At 34.3% G+C, this 22,223-nt stretch carries 20 protein-coding genes and 1 tRNA gene (1 of these 21 cut by a window edge); 11 read left to right on the top strand and 10 right to left on the bottom strand.

The annotated features are described in order from the left end of the window. From AC6IWN_RS16950 to dnaA, 10 genes are all read right to left on the bottom strand, one after another. On the bottom strand, positions 1-510 hold the 5' end (the start) of the coding sequence (locus tag AC6IWN_RS16950) for a hypothetical protein (RefSeq protein ID WP_497989020.1). Its footprint begins 945 nt before the window's first position; the window shows 510 of its 1,455 coding nt (coding positions 1-510); the start codon lies at positions 508-510; the stop codon falls past the left edge of the window. Between the two features lie 239 nt (positions 511-749). After that, positions 750-837 (bottom strand) — tRNA-Ser (locus tag AC6IWN_RS16945). Positions 838-977: 140 nt separating this feature from the next. After that, a complete protein-coding gene (locus AC6IWN_RS16940; protein ID WP_497989018.1) occupies positions 978-1,520 on the bottom strand; it encodes a Fe-S-containing hydro-lyase in 543 nt (180 codons plus the stop codon). A 170-nt stretch (positions 1,521-1,690) separates the two neighbouring features. Beyond that, positions 1,691-2,533, bottom strand: a complete 843-nt coding sequence (locus AC6IWN_RS16935; protein WP_497989017.1) for a fumarate hydratase — start codon at positions 2,531-2,533, stop codon at positions 1,691-1,693. A 54-nt stretch (positions 2,534-2,587) separates the two neighbouring features. Further along, positions 2,588-5,209: a DNA gyrase subunit A gene (gene gyrA, locus AC6IWN_RS16930; RefSeq protein WP_497989015.1), complete on the bottom strand. Its 2,622-nt coding sequence runs from the start codon at positions 5,207-5,209 to the stop codon at positions 2,588-2,590. Positions 5,210-5,327: 118 nt separating this feature from the next. Next, a complete protein-coding gene (gene gyrB, locus AC6IWN_RS16925; RefSeq protein ID WP_497989013.1) occupies positions 5,328-7,238 on the bottom strand; it encodes a DNA topoisomerase (ATP-hydrolyzing) subunit B in 1,911 nt (636 codons plus the stop codon). 150 nt (positions 7,239-7,388) lie between these two features. Further along, a complete protein-coding gene (gene recF / locus AC6IWN_RS16920) occupies positions 7,389-8,477 on the bottom strand; it encodes a DNA replication/repair protein RecF (protein WP_497989011.1) in 1,089 nt (362 codons plus the stop codon). Positions 8,478-8,524: 47 nt separating this feature from the next. After that, positions 8,525-8,734 carry an RNA-binding S4 domain-containing protein gene (locus AC6IWN_RS16915; RefSeq protein ID WP_497989009.1) on the bottom strand — a complete coding sequence of 70 codons (210 nt, stop codon included), beginning with the start codon at positions 8,732-8,734 and terminating at the stop codon, positions 8,525-8,527. 28 nt (positions 8,735-8,762) lie between these two features. After that, positions 8,763-9,872: a DNA polymerase III subunit beta gene (gene dnaN, locus AC6IWN_RS16910; protein WP_497989007.1), complete on the bottom strand. Its 1,110-nt coding sequence runs from the start codon at positions 9,870-9,872 to the stop codon at positions 8,763-8,765. Positions 9,873-10,136: 264 nt separating this feature from the next. Next, complete coding sequence (dnaA, locus tag AC6IWN_RS16905; protein WP_497989005.1) at positions 10,137-11,486, bottom strand: chromosomal replication initiator protein DnaA; 1,350 nt, start codon at positions 11,484-11,486, stop codon at positions 10,137-10,139. Between the two features lie 512 nt (positions 11,487-11,998). Here dnaA and rpmH point away from each other — a divergent pair. From rpmH to AC6IWN_RS16850, 11 genes are all read left to right on the top strand, one after another. Beyond that, a complete protein-coding gene (rpmH, locus tag AC6IWN_RS16900) occupies positions 11,999-12,133 on the top strand; it encodes a 50S ribosomal protein L34 (RefSeq protein ID WP_497989003.1) in 135 nt (44 codons plus the stop codon). A gap of 296 nt (positions 12,134-12,429) precedes the next feature. Next, a complete protein-coding gene (gene rnpA, locus AC6IWN_RS16895) occupies positions 12,430-12,783 on the top strand; it encodes a ribonuclease P protein component (protein ID WP_497989001.1) in 354 nt (117 codons plus the stop codon). Positions 12,784-12,815: 32 nt separating this feature from the next. Next, positions 12,816-13,028, top strand: coding sequence for a membrane protein insertion efficiency factor YidD (yidD, locus tag AC6IWN_RS16890; RefSeq protein WP_497992220.1), 213 nt, complete (start codon positions 12,816-12,818; stop codon positions 13,026-13,028). 76 nt (positions 13,029-13,104) lie between these two features. Beyond that, positions 13,105-14,310 (top strand): YidC/Oxa1 family membrane protein insertase, encoded by a 1,206-nt coding sequence (locus AC6IWN_RS16885; protein ID WP_497988999.1) that lies wholly within the window; start codon positions 13,105-13,107, stop codon positions 14,308-14,310. Positions 14,311-14,324: 14 nt separating this feature from the next. Then, positions 14,325-15,158, top strand: coding sequence for an RNA-binding cell elongation regulator Jag/EloR (gene jag, locus AC6IWN_RS16880; RefSeq protein WP_497988997.1), 834 nt, complete (start codon positions 14,325-14,327; stop codon positions 15,156-15,158). A 202-nt stretch (positions 15,159-15,360) separates the two neighbouring features. Then, complete coding sequence (gene mnmE, locus AC6IWN_RS16875; protein WP_497988995.1) at positions 15,361-16,737, top strand: tRNA uridine-5-carboxymethylaminomethyl(34) synthesis GTPase MnmE; 1,377 nt, start codon at positions 15,361-15,363, stop codon at positions 16,735-16,737. A 58-nt stretch (positions 16,738-16,795) separates the two neighbouring features. Continuing rightward, a complete protein-coding gene (gene mnmG / locus AC6IWN_RS16870; protein WP_497988994.1) occupies positions 16,796-18,691 on the top strand; it encodes a tRNA uridine-5-carboxymethylaminomethyl(34) synthesis enzyme MnmG in 1,896 nt (631 codons plus the stop codon). A 34-nt stretch (positions 18,692-18,725) separates the two neighbouring features. Next, positions 18,726-19,454, top strand: coding sequence for a 16S rRNA (guanine(527)-N(7))-methyltransferase RsmG (gene rsmG / locus AC6IWN_RS16865; RefSeq protein ID WP_497988992.1), 729 nt, complete (start codon positions 18,726-18,728; stop codon positions 19,452-19,454). An 89-nt stretch (positions 19,455-19,543) separates the two neighbouring features. After that, positions 19,544-20,020, top strand: coding sequence for a GNAT family N-acetyltransferase (locus tag AC6IWN_RS16860; protein ID WP_497988990.1), 477 nt, complete (start codon positions 19,544-19,546; stop codon positions 20,018-20,020). Positions 20,021-20,330: 310 nt separating this feature from the next. Beyond that, entirely contained in the window at positions 20,331-21,443 is a 1,113-nt protein-coding gene (locus AC6IWN_RS16855) for a sensor histidine kinase (RefSeq protein ID WP_497988988.1), read from the top strand. Further along, positions 21,433-22,080, top strand: a complete 648-nt coding sequence (locus AC6IWN_RS16850; RefSeq protein ID WP_497992219.1) for a response regulator — start codon at positions 21,433-21,435, stop codon at positions 22,078-22,080. Before AC6IWN_RS16855 ends, AC6IWN_RS16850 begins: the two co-directional genes overlap by 11 nt. The last annotated feature ends 143 nt before the right edge of the window (positions 22,081-22,223 follow it).

The following is a 22,223-nucleotide window of genomic DNA, read 5'->3' as shown; positions in this document are numbered from 1 at the left end:
CAACATTGCAATAGAAATGGTGATATAAATGTAACTGCAATTATTTACCTTTTCAGCAATAACATCATTCGCAATAACCTTACTAATAGATGTAACCCTTTCTAATTCATTAATTTTATTATTCTCATTTTTATTGATTTTCCTTACTAACTGAGCCATTCCGTTTGATAACCAACAATAAGTAGCAATTGCGAAAATGCTACTTACGAATGTAAACAAAAATACAATTGATAAATCTTGGCTAATTTTAGTTCCTGATATAACAAATCCGGCTACCATAATAGCCAGTTGAACGATTCCTGTTATAAACATATATTTAAATTGTTTTGTTTCATGACGTAATTGCCATGCAGCTGTTACTAATAGACATAGTCCAATAAATGGCAGATATGTATCAAGATGTAAATCAAATATATTAATATGAAAAAATGTTAATATTAGTCCCAAAATAATTTTAGATGAAACACTATTGATAGATCTGTTATTATTTATTTCCTTACTATCCCCCACATTAAATCCCCCTTCAATATCAAACCTTACACTAAATATTAAAAATTAACTTTCACATATTGTAGCATAAAAACTACCATAAAATATTATATTTTTCATTATTTTGTAAATATTTATATATACTGGGATGTAAATTGAATGAGTGAATAGATTTAGTTGATCCAGAAGTATGATTGAACATCAAAAAACCTGCATGGTTAGCAGGTTTTTTGATACTGAAATTATTCAGTTAATTGATACGGAGAAAGAGGGATTTGAACCCTCGCGCCGGTCACCCGACCTACACCCTTAGCAGGGGCGCCTCTTCGGCCTCTTGAGTATTTCTCCAGAAACAGAACTTAATATTAAAATATTAAATTATTAAAAGACAAATTCCCGATAATCAAGAAATAATTCTTTTAATTTAAATATACCTTTGTGATTTCACACAGAAGCAAGACTTAGTATAGCAAATAGTCTTAATTTTGTCAACAATTTTGCACTACTATTTCGTATAAATTATTACCCTTTGAATCAACAACGACAATTACCGGAAAATCCTCTACATAAAGCTCCCTAATTGCCTCTGTTCCTAAGTCATCGTAGCCTATCACTTTCGACGCCTTAATTCTTTTCGATAGAAGAGCTCCTGCTCCACCAACCGCAGCAAAGTACACTGCTTTGTTTTTTACCATTGATTCAATTACTTCCTTACTTCTCTTACCTTTACCAATCATACCTTTTAATCCTTGATCTAATAATAAGGGAGTGTAATTATCCATTCTTGAACTTGTAGTTGGTCCTGCTGATCCAATAACCTGCCCCTCTCTCTCTGGTGTAGGGCCAAGATAATAGACGATGTTATTACTTAACTCAAAAGGAATGTTATTACCCTCTTTCATTGTTTCAAACATCCTTTTATGAGCTGCATCTCTGGCTGTATATATCGTACCGGTAATATAAACATAATCACCAGCTTCTAATCCTTCCACTTTTTCCGTTGTCAAGGGTGTATTAATGTATTTATCCATATCAGCTTCCTCTTTCATCCGCTTTCTATATACGTAATTCATACACATCTTAATAATGTATCCAAGGAAGTAATAAAAACAATATATTTATTCTTCCCTTCATCCCAGATATTATGTAATTATAATTAATTGTTTTACAGTAGTTGACCCATAATATTAATGAGATTGTATTATATTGACCTGTTAACATGTCGATTGACATGACAACATATATTAATCGCTACAGGTAATCCGGCTATATGTGTTGGGTATGTTTCAATGTTTACACCCAGTGCCGTTGTTTTACCTCCTAGACCTCCAGGTCCAATTCCTAACTGATTAATTTCCTTCAGCAGTTCTTCTTCTAAATTTTTTATATGCTCCAGTTGAGAAGGTTGATTCATACTTCTTGCAAGTGCTTTCTTCGCTAATAGCGTACATTTTTCGAAGCTTCCTCCAATACCAACACCAACTACAATCGGTGGACACGCATTTGGGCCTGCCAGTTTTACCGTCTCAATAACTGCATTCTTAACACCCTCTACACCGTCAGATGGTTTCAACATATAAACACGGCTCATGTTCTCACTGCCAAACCCCTTTGGAGCAACAGTGATCTCAATCTTATTACCTGTAACAATCTCATAATGAATGATACCGGGAGTATTATCTTTGGTGTTCTCTCTAATTAACGGATCCGACACAACAGATTTTCTTAGATATCCTTCTTTATAACCCTGGCGTATCCCTTCATTGATGGCATCCTCCAGATTCATTCCTTCAATATGGACTTGTTGACCGATTTTCATAAAGATAATTGCCATACCGGTATCTTGACAGATTGGAATTAGGTCCTGGGTTGCAATATCTAAATTTTCTGCTAATTGATCTAATATCTGCTTACCGAGCGTAGAGGTTTCCGCTTCCTTTGCCCCTCTAACTCGTTCTTCTACATCAGAAGCCAACTTATAGTTGGCTTCGATGCACATTTCTTTTATATTTTTAATAATTTCATCCGTGTGTAAGCTTCTCATGTAAACTCCTTCACAAAGCTTGGTTATTCTATTACCTGGTGTTAAACTAATTAATTATTCTTCACTGTTATCAGAAGGTTCTTCTGAATTTGCTCGTTCCAGTAACTTCTCTAAGGACACGTCTTCTTCACTATAGATTTCTTCCGGAAGCTGGGATGGATCAATAACAACATCCTCTTCATCCAGTTCCTTTTCCAACTCTTTAATTAGTTCATCCTCAGAAGCTGCATCGCTTTCACGAACTTTTGTAAAACGTGCAACTTTAATATCAGTTTCCTGATCAATTGCCATCAGTTTCACACCAGAAGTAATTCGGCCTAATACGGAGATATCATTTATCGCTAATCGAATAACGATACCTTCTGTTGTGATCATCATAATTTCATTATCGGTATTTACTGCTTTAACACCAATTACTTCACCTGTCTTCTCGGTAATCTTATAACATTTAACACCTTTACCTCCACGGCGTTGCACTGTAAATTCATCCATAAAGGTACGTTTTCCTAAACCATTTTCTGATACGAATAGTAAGTATTCTCCTTGGGTACTCAGCTGCATTCCCACAATCTGATCATCGCCGGTTAATGTCATACCAATTACACCCATTGAAGTACGTCCGGTTGGTCTTACATCACGCTCATTAAAGCGGATACACATACCGTTCTTTGTTACCAAGATAATATCTTTCAGATGATTCGTTGATTTTACTTCAATCAACTCATCTTCTTCTCTTAAACTAATTGCCTGAAGTCCTGATTTTCTAATATTTGCATAATCCTTCATCGGCGTCTTTTTAACGATTCCGTCTTTTGTCGCCATAAAGAGGAAACGATCATTCTTATATTCCTTAATCGGGATAATTGCAGTAATTCTTTCCTCCGGTAAAAGCTGAAGGAGATTGACTATTGCAGTTCCTCTTGCTGTTCTTCCGGATTCCGGAATCTCATACGCTTTCAGACGATATACTCTACCTTTGTTCGTGAAGAACATGATGTAGTGGTGATTGGTTGTCATCAATAAATCTTCAATAAAGTCTTCATCTATGGTTTGCATTCCTTTGATACCTTTACCGCCACGATGCTGACTCTTGAAGTTATCAACCGTCATACGTTTGATATATCCGAGTTTTGTCATAGCAATTACGGTATTCTCATTCGGAATCAGATCCTCCATTGAGATATCAAATTCATCAAATCCAATAGAGGTTCTTCGATCATCGCCAAATTTATCTCTGATAAACGTTATCTCTTCTTTAATTACTCCAAGTAAAAGCTTCTCATCTGCGAGGATTGCTTTATACTCTGCTATTTTTGCCATAAGCTCTGCATATTCATTTTCCAGTCTTTCACGTTCCAAACCGGTCAATGCACGAAGTCTCATGTCAATAATAGCCCCAGCCTGAGCCTCGGATAATCCAAAACGCTCTATTAATCGCTCTTTGGCAATCGCACCGTTTTGAGAGGAACGAATAATTGAGATTACCTCATCAATATTATCAAGTGCAATTAATAATCCCTGTAAAATATGAGCTCTTTCTTCTGCTTTGTTTAAGTCATACTGTGTACGTCTGGTTACAACTTCTTTTTGATGTTTTAAATAATAATTTAACATCTGAGAAAGGTTTAAAACTCTTGGTTCGTTATTAACCAGTGCAAGCATAATTACACCAAAAGTATCCTGTAATTGAGTATGCTTATATAAATGATTTAATAAAACATTCGCATTTACATCTCTTCTAAGCTCAATTACAATTCTCATACCGGTACGGTCAGATTCATCTCGAAGTTCTGTAATACCATCTATTTTTTTATCTTTTACTAACTCTGCTATCTTTTCAATTAATCGAGCCTTGTTAACCATATATGGAAGCTCTGTTACTACAATACGATTTTTTCCGTTAGACATTGCTTCGATATCTGTGACTGCACGAACACGGACTTTTCCTCTACCTGTACGATATGCTTCCTCTATGCCTGCAGTTCCAAGAATTTCAGCTCCAGTAGGGAAATCCGGTCCTTTGATAATCTTTAAAAGCTCATCAATATCTGTTTCTCTATCCTCTTCAATATGGTTATCTATAATTTTAAGAACACCATTAATAACCTCTCTCAGATTGTGAGGAGGAATATTAGTAGCCATACCAACCGCGATACCTGATGTTCCATTCACTAATAGATTGGGATATCTAGAAGGCAATACTACTGGTTCTTTTTCTGTTTCATCAAAGTTTGGTGAGAAATCAACCGTATCTTTATTGATGTCGGAAAGCATCTCCATCGAGATTTTACTAAGACGGGCCTCCGTATAACGCATCGCCGCTGCTCCATCACCATCAACGGAACCAAAGTTACCATGTCCGTCTATTAATGGATATCTGGTGGAGAAATCCTGAGCTAACTTAACAAGTGCCTCATAAATAGAGCTATCGCCGTGAGGGTGATATTTACCCATCGTATCACCGACAATACGAGCACATTTACGATGAGGCTTGTCCGGCCCGTTATTGAGTTCTATCATTGCATATAAAATTCTTCTCTGTACCGGCTTTAAACCGTCCCTTACATCGGGTAGTGCACGTGCTGCAATTACTGACATCGCATAATCAATGTAAGACGTTTCCATCGTCTTTCTCAGATCGACATCATGCACCTTGTCGAAGATATTCTCATCCATTACTTTTCCTCCGTTCAAACTTACATTACATAAATCTCCTTTGAATTAGTTTATACCAAGAATTATACAGGCACAAACTTCACAGTATGAATTATGCTTTTTATTAATTCACACGAAACTAGATATCTAAATTCTTAACATATTTCGCATTTGCTTCTATGAACTCTCTTCTTGGTTCAACTTTATCACCCATTAAGGTCGTAAATGTTAAATCAATTTCTGAAGACTCTTCTTCATCCATTGTTACTCTAAGCAGAACTCTTCTCTCCGGATCCATAGTTGTTTCCCATAACTGCTCTGCATCCATCTCGCCCAAACCTTTGTAACGCTGAATTTTATTATTACCGTCACGTCCAACTTCGGTTAAAATCTGATTTAAATCTTCATCACTGTATGCATAGCGAAGAAATTTGTTCTTTTCCACTTTGTATAACGGCGGTTGGGCCATATATACATAACCTTGCTTAATTAAATCAGGCATAAAACGATAGAAGAAAGTTAAAAGCAAAGTACTGATATGTGCACCATCAACATCCGCATCTGTCATAATGATAATTTTATGATAACGTAGTTTTGCAATATCAAAATCATCGGAGATACCGGTACCAAATGCGGTTATCATTGCTCTGATTTCATTATTCACCAATATTTTATCAAGTCTAGACTTCTCAACATTAAGAATCTTACCACGAAGTGGCAATATTGCCTGTGTTGCTCGGGATCTAGCTGTTTTTGCAGATCCACCCGCTGAATCACCCTCAACGATATAAATTTCACACTTGGAAGGATCCTTTTCGGAGCAATCTGCTAATTTACCTGGCAAGCTCATTCCTTCAAGTGCAGTTTTCCTTCTCGTTAAATCTCTTGCTTTTCTAGCAGCATCCCTTGCTCTTTGCGCAAGAATTGATTTTTCACATATCATCTTTGCGACATTTGGATTTTGTTCAAGATAATAGGTTAACTGCTCACTGACTGTACTATCTACGGCGCCTCTCGCTTCGCTGTTACCAAGCTTTTGCTTTGTCTGACCTTCAAACTGAGGTTCCGGTATCTTGATACTAATGATTGCGGTTAGTCCCTCTCTAATATCCTCTCCGGACAGGTTTGTATCACTATCTTTTAAGAATTTCATTGATCTTGCATAATCATTAAAGGTTTTTGTAATGGCATTTTTAAATCCTGCCAGATGTGTACCACCTTCTGGTGTAGTAATATTATTAACAAAGCTATATACACTTTCGGTATAAGTATTATTATGCTGAAATGCAACCTCTACATAAACATCTTCTTTTTGTCCTTCACAGTAGATAATATCAGGATAAATAGGATCCTTATGACGATTAAGGTATTCTACATATTCCTTGATACCTCCGGCATAATGAAATTCCTTTTCTATTAATTCTTCTTCTCTTTTATCTTGTAGAACAATTTTAATATTCTTAGTTAAAAACGCCATCTCACGAAGTCTTTGCTTTAATACTTCGTAATCATAAACCGTTTCTTCAAAAATCTCTTTGTCCGGTAAAAATGTAACCGTTGTACCTCTACAATCGGTATCACCGATTTCTTCTAACTTTTTAGGAGCCTTACCCCTCTCATATCTCTGGGAATATTTCTTGCCGTCAACACAAATCTCTACAGTCAGCCACTCTGATAAAGCATTTACTACAGATGCTCCTACACCGTGAAGACCACCGGATACCTTATATCCTCCGCCACCAAATTTTCCACCTGCATGTAAAATGGTAAATACGACTTCAACGGTAGAAATTCCCTTCTTTTGGTTAATACCAACCGGAATACCCCTACCGTTATCTACTACTGTTATTGAATTATCTTCATTAATGGTTACAGTAATGGTATCACAATATCCTGCTAATGCCTCGTCAATTGCATTATCGACAATCTCATATACCAAATGATGTAATCCTTTCGATGAAGTTGAACCAATATACATACCAGGTCTTTTTCTAACCGCTTCCAGACCCTCTAATATTTGTATTTGTTCTGCACCGTATTCATTACTCATACTTAATTCAATCCTCCGTTTCTAGGGAGGATTTCTCCTCCGTTTCTAAAAAGGATTTCTCCTTTTGTTTGTGGAAGCTTCCCTTCTTAAGCTTGAAGTTAATCCTCCGGTTACTAATCATTCTCCCCTTTATATAAAGTTTCGCCATACTTAATTATTTTCACTTGTCACAACACTCTGATCCACATGAAAAATTCTATCATAATCAAATCGATGACTTACAAATTCCTCTAATCCGGTACAAGTAATAATCGTTTGAATATCTCCAATGCTGTTTAACAAATGAGTTTGTCTTTGTCTATCTAATTCCGATAATACATCGTCTAATAATAGAATCGGATTATCTTTTATTACTGTTTTCACTAAATCAATTTCAGCTAATTTGCATGATAAAGCAGCTGTACGCTGCTGGCCTTGCGAACCGAACTTGCGTATATCAATTTTATTGATTATAAAACTGAGATCATCTCTGTGAGGACCAACATTCGTCATCCTGAGATTTAAGTCTCGGTCCAAAGACTTCTTTAATTTTTCCTCAAAATCTTCCGCTTTTACATTCGGCTCATATTGAATTAGTAACTCTTCCTTATCTCCGGTTAGCTTCTTATGTATGCCATATACCAATTCATTCAGCCTAATAACAAATTCCTGCCTAGTTTGGATGAGTTTAAGCCCATACTCTAGGAGCTTATTATCCCATACATAAAGTGTATCCAATAAATCCCTATTGAAACCAATTTGCTTTAATAAGTTGTTTCGTTGTTCTAGAACTTTATTATAACTAGTCAAATCACTTAGATAAATTTTATCTAATTGACACAGCTCTAGGTCCAAAAATCTTCTTCTCTGGCCCGGGCCATCCTTTATGATGTAAAGATCTTCCGGCGAAAAAAACACAAGGTTAAGCATACCAAATAGTTCACCTTGTCTTTTAATCGGAATACCGTCTATGGCCACACCTTTAGCCCTATTCTTCTTTAGATGTAAATCAATTCGATGGGTTATTTGATTTTTTTCGAGAAATATCCTGATGTGGGCCTCATCCCTATCAAACTTTATAATTTCCTTATCCTTGCTTCCTCGATGGGATTTGGTAGTTCCACATAGATAGATTGCTTCAAGAATATTTGTCTTTCCCTGAGCATTTCCACCATACAATATATTGGTACCACCGGAAAAAGGTATGTTAAGATCATTATAATTTCGATAATCCTTTAACTCCAATGACTTTACGATCATATAAACACCAACATTCCTTTTTCTTTGTATTCCTGTCTTTTCTAAAATTATTTAACGATCTTAACCTGTTCTCCTTGAAACTCAACAATATCACCGTCATAGAGTTTTTTTCCTCTTTGCATCTCTACTGCTCCATTGACTTTAACATTACCGTCTAAAATTTCAATCTTTGCAACTACACCGGATTCAACTAGGCCCGCAGCCTTTAAAGCCTGTCCCAATTTTATAAACTCATCTCTTAACTTAATTTGCTGCATATTAATTTTCTTCTCCTATCAGTGTACATTACGCTACGACATTAATATTAACCGGTAAGATCAAATAAATATAAGATTGATCCTTATCTCTGATAAAGCAAGGTGCTTTTGCATTAATTAAATAAATATCTACATTCTCATCATCAATAACACGCAATGCATCCAATAAAAACTTAGGATTAAATCCAATAATAACATCCTTACCTTCCAGCGTAATATCAATCTCTTCATTCATGGATCCGATTGCTGTATTAATCTTCAATTCAAAGTTGTTATTTTTCACATCTATGATGATTGGTTTCTTATCGGTCTCTCTAATTAACAATGATGCTCTTTCAATACAACTTTGTAATTCTTTTTTATTAATTGTTACCTTTGTTTCATAATCGCTAGAAAGCATCTGATCGATACGATAATATTCACCTTCAATTAATCTGGTTAAAACAACAGTATGATCAAATTCAAATAACGCATGTTTATCGGTGAAGAAAATCTGTACCGTCGCAGAGGCTTCCCCTGATAAAATCTTACTGATTTCATTTAAAGTTTTTCCCGGTACAATAACTTTTCGGTCCTCATAGTCATCCTTCATAAAGATTTTACGTATGGATATTCTATGACCATCCAGAGATATTACTCTTAATTCATTCTTTTTGATTTCAAATAACTCACCGGTCATGATTTTATTACTTTCATTATCCGAAATTGAGAATACAGTTTGTCTGATAATTTCTTTTAATGTAAATTGTGAAAGTACAACAGGATTTTCTTTTTCGATATTCGGGAGTCCCGGAAATTCTTCTCCTGATCGTCCAGAGATAGAGAATTTTGCTTTTTCACAGATTATCTCTGTAATAAAGTTCTCATCGGTAGTAATACTTACTTCATTTTCTGGAAGTCTTCTTACAATCTCTGAAAAAACCTTAGCATTTAAAGCTACAACACCCTTTTCAATAATCGTACCTTTAATAATAGTTTCAATTGCAAGTTCCATATCATTTGCAATCAATTTAATACTTTCATCCGTTACTTCTATAATCAGGCATTCTAAAATAGGCATTGTTGATTTAACGGGTACCGCTTTTAATACAATATTAACACCGTTTAAAAGATCCGCTTTTTGACATTGGATTTTCATCTGTGTATAATCTCCCTTCGCGTTTAAATAGATAAATATATAAAAGATTCTTAGTAATCATAATAATAAGCGTCGTGTAAATGTTGATATCTGTGTTTTTGCCTTAAAAATAAGAGCCTAACGGGATTGATAACCAATCTAATATACGTGTTAAAGTATGTGGAAAACACGGGATAGTTTAATATACATAAAATGTAAAAAATATTCATTAACAGAGTATCAACGATTTATCAACCAATTATCAACGTCTTATCAACTTCTTAATTATTCTGGGTTAATCTTCTTTATTAATACATCAATGGTATTGTGTAAAGAGGAATCCGATGAAATATCATTAGATACTTTTTCACAACCATGAAGAACTGTGGAATGGTCACGGTTACCGAGTACTTTACCAATCTCAGTAACGGACATATCAGTTAATTTACGGCATAAATACATAACAATTTGTCTGGGATAAGATATATTACGGCTCTTATCCTTCGAATAAATCTCATTGGGAGTTAAATTGTAATGTTCTGATACTACTTCTACAATTAATTCAGGTGTAATTACTTTCTTCTCATTAGGAGAGATAATATCCTGCAATGCTTCTTCTGCTAAAATAAGATTAAGCTCTCTTTTCTTAAGTCTGGAGAAAGCGACAATCTTAGTAAGTGCTCCTTCTAGCTCACGGATATTTGATTTAATATTCGTAGCGATATAGCCTATTACTTCTTCATCTATCTTTAATCCGTCTAATTCTTCTTTTTTATGAAGGATTGCCATTCTTGTTTCGTAATCAGGGGATTGAATATCTGCCAGTAAACCATGCTCGAAACGGGAACGGAGCCTGTCCTCCAGAGTAAGCATCTCTTTCGGCGGGCGATCACTGGAGATTATAATCTGTCTTTTCGATTCATGTAAGGTATTGAAGGTATGGAAGAACTCTTCCTGTGTTCGTTCCTTACCTATAATAAACTGAATATCATCAATCAGAAGAATATCGATGGACCGGTACTTCTCTCTGAATTGATGTGTTGTATTCCTTTGAATAGAATCTATTAATTCGTTTGTAAATTTTTCGCTGGTAACGTAAAGTACCTTTGTGTCAGGGTTTTGATCTAATACAAAGTGAGCAATGGAATGCATTAAGTGGGTCTTACCAAGACCAACTCCACCATAGATAAATAAAGGATTGTAGATTTCGCCTGGGTTTTCGGCAACAGCCAAGGCTGCGGCCCGCGCAAACTCATTATTCCCACCTACGACAAAAGTATCAAAGGTATATCTTGGGTTTAAAAAGGTGGGACCATTGCTCTTTTTCTTAACAACCGGTTCCACTGCTTTTTCAACAGTATCAATTTGACTTTGAAGAACGAATTTTATTTCATAAGGCTCATTCATTATTTCTTCAATAGAAACCTTTAATAAAAGTTCATATTTATTACGTATAACATTAAGACTCGGAGGCCCAATACGTTCATCGTTTATAAGAATGGTAATTACATGATCTACAACATCATATACTTTTAGCGGTTTAAGCCAAGTTGTATAAGAAACATCGGTAATCCCATATTCGGATATCAAATATTTTAATATTTCATCCCATTTTGATTGAATTAAATTTTTCATTATAGCCTCCATTAATACTCACATAGTTATATCTTATAACAAATTTATTAAATTTTCAATGGTGAATATGCCATTCTTCTTATATACTGTGGATAAATGCAATTTTTAAGAATAGATTGATTTTTTGTAATGTGAATAAGTTGATAAAAAGTTTCACATTATACACAGGGGTCCAATGTGTATAAAACTAAGCAATCAAGTATAAAACATCATATAAAAACACAGATTATCCACATAAGTTTAAATATTATCAACATTTTACTATATATATAGGAAGAAATCCATATTTCCACAGGGTGTGAATAACTATTAAGCAAAATATTTACTTGACGGAAATGCGTATTCCTACTATAATAGACGTGATATTCCAATATGCATACAAAGTGAATAGGTATGCCTTTTCATTTTGTCATGATAATATAATTCAAGATTATCTCTGATATTTTTGAATATAAAAAGATAAAATTCGCTTACCAAAATGCACGGTACAGTTTAAAAGGAGGTGCAGATTAATGAAAATGACATTCCAACCGAAAAAGAGATCTCGTTCTAAGGTTCACGGATTTAGAGCAAGAATGGCTACAGCAAACGGCAGAAAGGTTTTAGCTGCTAGAAGAGCAAAAGGAAGAAAGAAGCTTTCAGCATAGGTCGCAATTATGTGACCTTTTCTTCTATTCATAGTAATAGGAATTTTAATTATCAGTCTTGTGTTGAGAAGACAGGATATTAACCAGTGAATTAATAACAAGTGAATTCGTAACATGAATATGTTAGACGAGTTCACTTGTATTATAATTCTTGACAACGTAATTTTTCGTTGTACAATTTTTATGCATATGAGAATCTATTATTTTAATATATGTATGGAATAGAGTACGGTTTATCCAAATTGAATTAAACTAATAAAGCAATAGGTTTTATTAGAGGGAAAAGGCAAGGCGAAATGAATAATACAGAATCGTTAAAAAAGAATGAAGAATTTAGAGAAATTTATAGTACCGGAAAATCATATGCTAATAAGTATTTGATTATGTATTTAAAGAAAAACGAATTCAACTACAACCGAATTGGAATATCGGTAAGTAAAAAAGTTGGCAATAGTGTTGTGAGACACAGAATAACCAGGTTAATCAGGGAAAGCTATCGATTATCAGAGGATAGTATATTAAGTGGATTAGACATTATCGTTGTTGCTCGAGTAGGAGCAAAAGGAAAAGATTACAGTGAGATTAAAAGTGCGTTATTACACCTGATTAAGCTCCATAAAGTTGGAAAAGAAGGACAGATTAACATATAAGAGATAGTTATAGTAGGGGTATCGAAGTGATTATAAAGAAAATTCTTATTTTGATAATTAAATTCTATCGAAAATATATTTCTCCTCTTAAGAGAACTTCAAGTTGTATTTATGTACCTACTTGCTCTTTGTATGCCATTGAAGCATTGGAAAAGTATGGAGTAATTAAAGGATCTTATCTAGCTGTAAGAAGAATATTGAGGTGCCATCCCTTTCATAAGGGAGGATATGATCCAGTACCGTAATTAAAAATGAAGATAAAAATAGTCTTCAGGTATATTCTATTGTCAGTTGGACAATAGCTCTAAGGAGGAAAAATTCGTGATTACATTATTAACACCCACAGGTGGGCCTTTAGGACCGATTATAAGTCTATTAGGTATTATCATGAATGCGATATATTCGTTTTTTAATGTATTTGGCATTCAGAATATCGCGTTATGTATTTTTATATTTACTTTCTTAATGAGAGCAGCGATGCTTCCGTTAACCATCAGACAACAGAAATTTACAAAATTATCATCTAGAATGAACCCTGAGATTCAAAAAATTCAGGCAAAATATAAGGGTAAAAAAGACGAAGCATCCATTCGAAAAATGCAGGCAGAGAATCAGGCGGTTTATGAAAAGTATGGTGCAAATCCTACATCAGGATGTCTACCGGTAATCATTCAGTTGCCTATCATGTTTTCATTATATTATGTAATCAGTAATATTCCGGCATATGTTGGTAAAGTGAAAGCGATGTATCAGCCAATCGCAGAAAAAGTAGCTGCCCATGCTGATTATGCGAATACGGTGAAGGAAATTGCAAAAGCAGGAAAGCTTACAGTAAAGATGGATGTGAGTGATCCGAATCATATTATCAATATATTGGCAAAATACGGGGACAAACAATGGAGTGATTTATCATCACAAATTCCTCAATTAACAGATACCATTAATCAAAATGTACACAAAATTAATCATACCAATGAATTCTTTGGTTTGAATATAGCAAATCACCCTGGATTTACTTCAATTGCATTAATAATTCCAGTTTTAGCAGCTTTGCTTCAGTTTATCCAAGGTAAACAGATGCAAACAAAAACGACCACAGATAATAAGGATAACCCTGCAGCTGCAGCTATGAATTCCATGAATGTTATCATGCCAATTATGTCATTGTTCTTCTGTATCTCATTCCCAATCGGTATTGGTTTATACTGGATTGCTGGTAGTGTATTTGCAATCATCCAACAATACTTTGTAAATAAATATTTGGATAAAGTTGATGTTGATGAATTGATTCAGAAGAATGTATCGAAAGCATCTAAAAAAGGTAAAGGTCGTCAAGCAGCAAATGCAAATGGGGTTTCATTACGCGATATTGCTAAGACACAGACAAAATCAATCGAGAATACAGTAACAGATAAACTTGAAACTGATAATAAGGAAGTCATTGAAAGTAGTGACGAAGATCAACCTTCAAATGCACCGAAGAGTATATCTGATATAGCAAATCTATTAAAAAATAAAAATCTGTAAAGGGGGGCAATTGTATGGAGTGGAAAGAAATAACCGCTAAAACAGTTGATGAAGCATTAACTAATGCAATGCTGGAATTGGGCACTACAATAGATAACATGGAATATGAAATCATTGAAAAAGAATCAAGTGGATTTCTAGGCATGTTTGGTAAGCCTGCAAAAATTAAAGCAAGAGTAAAACCAACTTTAGAAAATACAGCTAAAAAATTCTTGGATGATGTATTTAAGACTATGGGCATTACAGCAACAATTCAAGTTAAATTTGATAAAGAAAATGCAACCGTTGAGATTAACATTAATGGAGAAGAGATGGGTGTTCTTATCGGTAAAAGAGGACAAACTCTCGATTCCCTTCAATATCTTGTAAGTCTTGTTATTAATAAGAATAACGAAGAGTATATTAAGGTTAAATTGGATACAGAGAACTATAGAGCAAGAAGAAAAGAAACACTTGAAAATCTTGCAAAGAATATCGCTTTTAAAGTGAAGAGAACCAGAAAGCCGGTATCTTTGGAACCAATGAATCCTTATGAAAGAAGAATTATTCATTCCGCATTACAGAATGATAAGTTTGTTGAAACTTATTCTGAAGGAGAAGAGCCTTTTAGAAAAGTGGTTATTAATATTAAGAAGTCAGTAAGAGATAACAAATATTCTAACAATAGACCTTCCCAAGGATATAAAAAAGATTTTAGCAATGGTGATCGCAATAAGGGTGGTTACAAAAAACCTTACAACACCAGCAAGAGCGGATATAACAAGAACTATAGTACTGATTATAAAAAGGATTATGAAAAGTACAAAGAAAGCAAGTTAAAGAAAGAAGAAAGCGTAGAAACAGTTTAAATCATATGTATGCGGTAAGGGGCTGTTGCAAAAAGTTAATCTATTAAATACAATGTTGCTAATTAACCACATTTATTATAAGGGGAATATAGCATTGTTCTTAAGGATTATTCATTTTGCGACAGCCTCTTACTTTTTGCTTGTGAATCTTTGTATAATGATATATTATGAATAAGAATTAGACCGGAATTGGAGGTATGGCATGAAGACAGAAACAATTGCAGCAATTGCCACAGGATTGAGCAATGCAGGTATTAGCATAGTTAGAATTAGTGGTGATGAAGCATTTCAAATTATTGATCGTATCTATCAATCAAAAACAGGAAATAAGCTGCTATCCAATGAAAAGAGCCATACACTTCATTATGGCTTTATTATCGACGAAGAAAAAGTGGTTGATGAAGTAATGGTGGCTATCATGAGAGCACCATCAACTTATACAAGAGAAGATAGTGTTGAGATAAACTGTCATGGCGGCATTGTTGTGACAAGAAAAGTATTAGAAGTTGTGTTAAAAAATGGAGCAAGAATTGCAGAACCCGGTGAGTTCACGAAGAGAGCTTTTTTAAACGGACGAATTGATTTATCTCAGGCGGAAGCGGTATGTGACATAATTCATGCAAAAAATGAAATGGCATTAAAAAATTCATTAAATCAATTACGGGGTAATGTTCTTGATTTGATTAAAAATATTAGAGAAGATGTCCTTAGGGACATCGCTTTTATTGAGGCTGCGCTAGATGATCCGGAGCATATCAGTTTAGATGGCTTTGATATAGATTTAACGGAGCATATTCATAAGGAACGTAGTGTAATAGAACAGATTCTGAAGGAGTCTAGGAACGGTAAGATTATAAAAGAGGGAATAAAAACAGTAATTATTGGAAAGCCCAATGCTGGTAAATCAAGTTTATTGAACTACTTGGTTGGTGAAGAAAGAGCAATTGTCACCGATATTGCTGGAACAACAAGAGATACATTGGAAGAGACTATAAATTATGACGGGATTATTCTGAATATTATCGATACGGCAGGTATTAGAGATACACAGGATATTATTGAAAAGCTTGGAGTGGAAAAGGCTCTTAAAATTGCTGAGGATGCTGACTTAATTGTCTATGTTTTGGATTCTTCAACTGGACTCGATCAAAATGATGAAGTTATTCTTGAAATGATAAAAGAGAAAAAGTCAATTCTATTATTAAATAAATCCGATCTTGAATCAAAGGTTACTATGAAAGACCTACAAGAAAAAACAACGCATACGGTGATTAATGTGTCAGTTAAGGACAAGACCGGTCTTTCTCTATTTGGAGAAACGTTAAAAGAGATGTTCTTTGGTGGCGAAATATCATTTAATGATGAAATATATATTACAAATGAGAGGCAAAAGGAAGCATTTCTAGAGGCTAATCAGAGCTTAATGATGGTTCTTAATAGTATAGAAGCTGGAATGCCGGAGGATTTTTACTCCATTGATTTGATGAATGCATATGAAGCGCTGGGAAGAATTATTGGAGAGAATGTCGAAGAGGATCTGGTAAATATGATTTTCAAAGAATTTTGCATGGGTAAATAATCAAACTACTTGATTACTATATAAAGTCCGTGAAAAACGGTTAGAATGGGAGGAACTTATGTCATTTGTATATGAGAGCTACGATGTTATTGTAGTAGGTGCCGGTCATGCCGGTTGTGAAGCTGCATTAGCCTCGGCCCGACTATCTTTAAATACATTACTTTTTACAGTTAGCATGGAAAGCATAGCGATGATGCCTTGTAATCCGAATATTGGAGGAACATCGAAGGGACATCTAGTCCGTGAAATTGATGCACTAGGTGGTGAGATGGGTAAAAATATCGACAAGACCTATATTCAGTCTAAGATGTTAAATGTATCAAAAGGCCCGGCTGTTCACTCACTTAGAGCGCAGGCAGATAAAGCGGAATACTCAAAATCAATGAGATTAATTTTGGAAAACACACCAAATTTGACTTTAAAGCAGGCTGAGGTCACAGAGATTATAGCAGAAGATAATAAAATCACAGGAATCAAAACATATTCAGGGGCAATATATCCTTGTAAAGCAGTAATACTATGTACCGGTACTTATTTGAATGCAAGATGTATCTATGGAGATGTTGTTAATCATACAGGACCAAATGGGTTACAATCAGCAACCTATTTGACGGATTCATTAAAGAAATTAGGGATACAGATGTATCGTTTTAAAACGGGTACACCGGCTCGTATTGATAGTAGATCTATCGATTTTACGAAAATGGAGGAGCAGTTTGGCGACGAGAAAGTAGTACCATTCTCATTTACAACCGATCCTAAAGATTTAAATAAGGAACAGATATCATGTTGGTTGACTTATACAAATGAGAATACCCATGATATAATTCGCAACAATATAGATCGATCTCCTCTTTATTGTGGTGCAATTAAGGGTACTGGCCCACGCTATTGTCCATCCATAGAAGATAAGGTTATGAAATTTGCTGATAAGGATCGTCATCAGGTCTTCATTGAACCGGAAGGAAATCATACGAATGAAATGTATATTGCAGGTATGTCCAGTTCACTACCGGAAGATGTCCAGTATCAGATGTATCGATCTGTACCAGGACTTGAGAATGCAAATATAACGAGAAATGCTTATGCAATCGAGTATGATTGCATTAATCCGATGCAATTAAAACCTTCTCTAGAATTTAAGAATGTCGAAGGGTTATTTGCGGGAGGACAATTTAACGGAAGCTCTGGATATGAAGAGGCTGCGGCCCAAGGTTTGATAGCCGGAATTAATGCAGCGATGAAATTATTAAATAGAGACCCGTTAATATTGGATCGTTCAGAGGCTTATATAGGTGTTTTAATTGATGATTTGGTAACAAAGGAAACACATGAGCCTTATCGTATGATGACCTCCAGAGCAGAATATCGTCTGTTACTAAGACAGGATAATGCAGATATCCGATTAACCAAAAAGGGATTTGAAGTTGGGTTAATTGATGAAAAACGTTATCAGAAATTAACAGTGAAAGAAGAGCTTATAGAGAAGGAAATAAAAAGGCTGGAACGTACCAATATTGGAGCAAATAAAGAAGTTCAAGAATTGTTATTGAAGCATAATAGTTCTGAACTGAATACAGCTGCAACATTGGCCGAGTTAATCCGTAGGCCCGAATTGAATTATGAGTTACTTGAAGATATTGATAAAGATAGAAGTATATTACCGGAGGATGTAATTGAGCAGGTTAACATTAACATCAAATACGATGGTTATATCAGCCGCCAGTTACGCCAAGTAGAACAGTTTAAAAAACTTGAGAACAGAAAAATTCCTGAATATATCGATTATATGGATGTTCCAAGCTTAAGAATTGAAGCAAGACAAAAACTGGAGATGTTTCATCCTGTATCGATTGGACAAGCCTCCAGAATATCAGGGGTGTCTCCAGCAGATGTCTCCGTATTGTTAGTATACTTATCACAGCTTAGGCCCGTGAAGGAAGATCAGAGTTAATCGTTATTCGAAAGGAAGGTAAGGAAGCTCAATTATGGTATATACTAATTATCCTGATATGATTATATTTGAAAATGGATTGGATGACTTAGGTGTTGTGTTAACCGCTCAGCAGAAGCAACAATTTATTGATTACTATGAATTTTTGGTAGAGAAGAATAAAGTTATGAATTTAACTACGATTACTGATTTTAAAGAAGTAATCATAAAGCATTTTATTGACAGCATTTCTTTAATAAAAGCGATTGAGTTAAAAAACCAGAAGATTCTCGATATTGGTACCGGTGCAGGATTTCCGGGTATTCCTCTAAAAATCGTATACCCCGAGACCGATATTGTGTTACTAGATTCTCTAAATAAGAGAATATCGTTTTTAAATGAGGTTATTGAGAAGCTAGACTTAAAGAAGATAACTGCAATTCACGGTAGAGCTGAGGATTATGGTAGAGAAGCCATATATAGAGAAAAATTCGATCTATGCGTATCAAGAGCAGTGGCAAAGCTTTCATCCCTATCAGAGTATTGTCTGCCTTTTGTTAAAAAGGAAGGATATTTTATTCCTTATAAGTCTGGTAAAGTTGACGATGAAATTAAAGAGTCTGAAAATGCATTTAAAATACTTGGTGCCAAGTTGGAGTCTGTAAAGGAATATCAATTACCTGGTACAGATATTGAGAGAACTTTAATTATGATTAAAAAGACGAAAAACACACCAAAAAATTATCCAAGAAGTGCAGGTAAGCCTACCAAGGAAGCTCTATAGAACATTATATCGACTTTAGTCGATTGTGAAATACTATAAAACACATTTAATAAATGAATTTAAGATTATGATAGGAAAAGGTGAAAAAGATGATTCGAGGAAAGATGTTGTCCTATGGTGATGATTTATCAGAAATTTATGATATAAGAACTAAAGTATTTGTAGAAGAACTTGGAGTACCAAAGGAGCAGGAATTTGATAGATATGACCCGGATGCAATGCATGTTCTGGTATATGAAGAGAAGTTATCAGAGCAGGCAGAAGAACTGATTCCTGTTGCAACCGGAAGAATCACTTATGATGGTGATATCTGTGAAGTAGCACATATATCAGTTCTTAAGGACTATAGGAACAAGGAGTATGGAGATTTTGCAATTCGTATGTTAATCAATAAGGCCTTACTATCCGGTATCGATGAGATATCCTTAGTATCACCAAGAAATGTAGTCGGATTCTTTGAGAGGGTAGGGTTTACAGTTTTAGAGAGTGAATCAGAAATTGATGGAAAAATCAAGATGATATTAAATTTAACTAATATGGGTTCTATGTGTAAGTGCAAGCATTAATTCGAGACCATATGATAAATATATCAAAACGAATGTAAAGGTGGAAAGCTTTTATATTCGTTTTTGTATGTATGGTAAATTTTATGGGATTAGATCAACAATTTAATCAGTTTTTGGCCCATATAATAAAATTAGTAATATTTTATAGGTCGAATTTAATCCTTTATATATTTGTTATTATGTTATATGATATAATTAGTTATTCGTATAAATTATATTAATTACGATATAGTCTGATGAAAAGCGATAAATAATGACGTTTTAAATGACAGATTAAATCGTCCCAGTAATGAAAGGGAGCCTGTAATAAATGGACAAGAAGACTATTAATAAAATTGAAAGTGAAGAAGTAAATACTGAAGAAAAGAAAGACACAAATTATTTACTCAAGGATATCGCTATTGAATACGAGGAAAAACTTTTTTCGATTTCAATGCAATTAAAAGATCAGACTAATTTGCTGGAAGAGAAAGAACAGGAATTAACAGAGAATCATCGTACAAAAGCACATAATATTGATTTCTTTTCTCCAATTTATGAAAAAACAAATGATAATGAAGAACTAGCAACTCAGATAAATCAAATTCAGAGAAATATTGAAAAGATTAATGAAGAGATGTTAGAATTGACTGATAAAATTGAAGGATTGAAAATTGCCGCACAGTTAATTGAAGAAATTTATACGAAAGAACCGGAAGAGGAACAGATACATTCCACAGAGGAAGAAAAAAACACATCAGATAATGGTCTCGGCATATTGGAGGCGCAAGAGAACGAAAGACAACGAATAGCGAGAGATCTCCATGACACTACAGTACAAAATTTAACCAGCTTAGTACATAAATCAGAACTTTGTGTTAAATTGATTGATATCGATAGTATTCGTGCCAAACTTGAACTAAATACTATGTCTAATACCCTAAAATTGATCATAAATGACATGAGAGGTATTATTTATAATTTAAAACCAATGACCTTAGATGATTTAGGATTAACAATAACAATAGAACGTTTTGCTAATCGACTTATGAGTCAAAAGAATATTCATGTTATAGTAAATTCTAATCAGGAGCCTACTGAAATATTACCTGTTATTCGACTGACATTATTTCGTATTATTCAGGAGACCTGCAATAATGTAATTAAACATGCGAATGCATCAGTGATCGATATTGATATTAGATATGATGAAAAAGGTATTCAAGTGATCATTAAAGACGATGGTGTAGGATTTGATACTAAGAAAATGCTCAAAACCACATCAGAACCGTCATCTAGTTTTGGACTATCAATTATGAAGGAAAGAATTTCGTTATTATCAGGAACGCTAGATATAAAATCAGAAAAGGGAATTGGATCGATAGTTACGATTACAGTACCGCTAACTACTTATGAGGGGGAAATATATGAACATGCCGATTAATATTATGATAGCAGATGATCATTCTATGGTTAGAGAGGGATTAAAGCAATTGCTAGAATTGGATGGAGATATTATTGTTAATGCCGAAGCTAGTAACGGGAAAATGTGTATTGACGAACTGAACGAGACACAAACAGATGTTCTGTTACTTGATATCAATATGCCAATCATGAACGGGCTACAGGTACTTCAATATCTTAAGGATAATAACAAAAAAGTAAAGGTATTAATATTAACGATTCATAACGAAGTTGAATATTTAATGCGTGCAGTTGAAATTGGTGTTGATGGATATGTGTTAAAAGATTCTGATTCATCAGTACTAAAAAAAGCAATATTTAGTGTGCATAATGGAGAAGTATTTATTCAACCGGAGCTTGCTCCATTATTAAAAATGAAATTAGATGAAAAGAGCAATAAGATCGGGGTTGTAGAAGAAACGCTGACCAAAAGAGAGATTGAAGTATTGAAACTGATATCAGAAGGATTGTTCAACAAAGAGATTGCCTACATCTTAAGCATCAGTGAAAAGACAGTAAAAAATCATGTTTCTAATATATTTAAAAAGATCGATGTATCAGATCGTACACAAGCTGCGGTTTATGCAATAAAGAATAATATAGTAGAATTATTTTAATTTGAATAGGGATAGAATGTTTCACGTGAAACATTCTATTTTTTTGACCGTTTATAGTCTATCAGTTTCACATGTAGCAAATATAATTATTTGTAGTTCGTAATATCTCTATGTTTCACGTGAAACATTATCTATAGTATGTT

The sequence above is a fragment of the Variimorphobacter sp. HTMS_6 genome (genome assembly GCF_059717775.1).
This window is presented reverse-complemented; position numbering and strand designations above follow the sequence as displayed.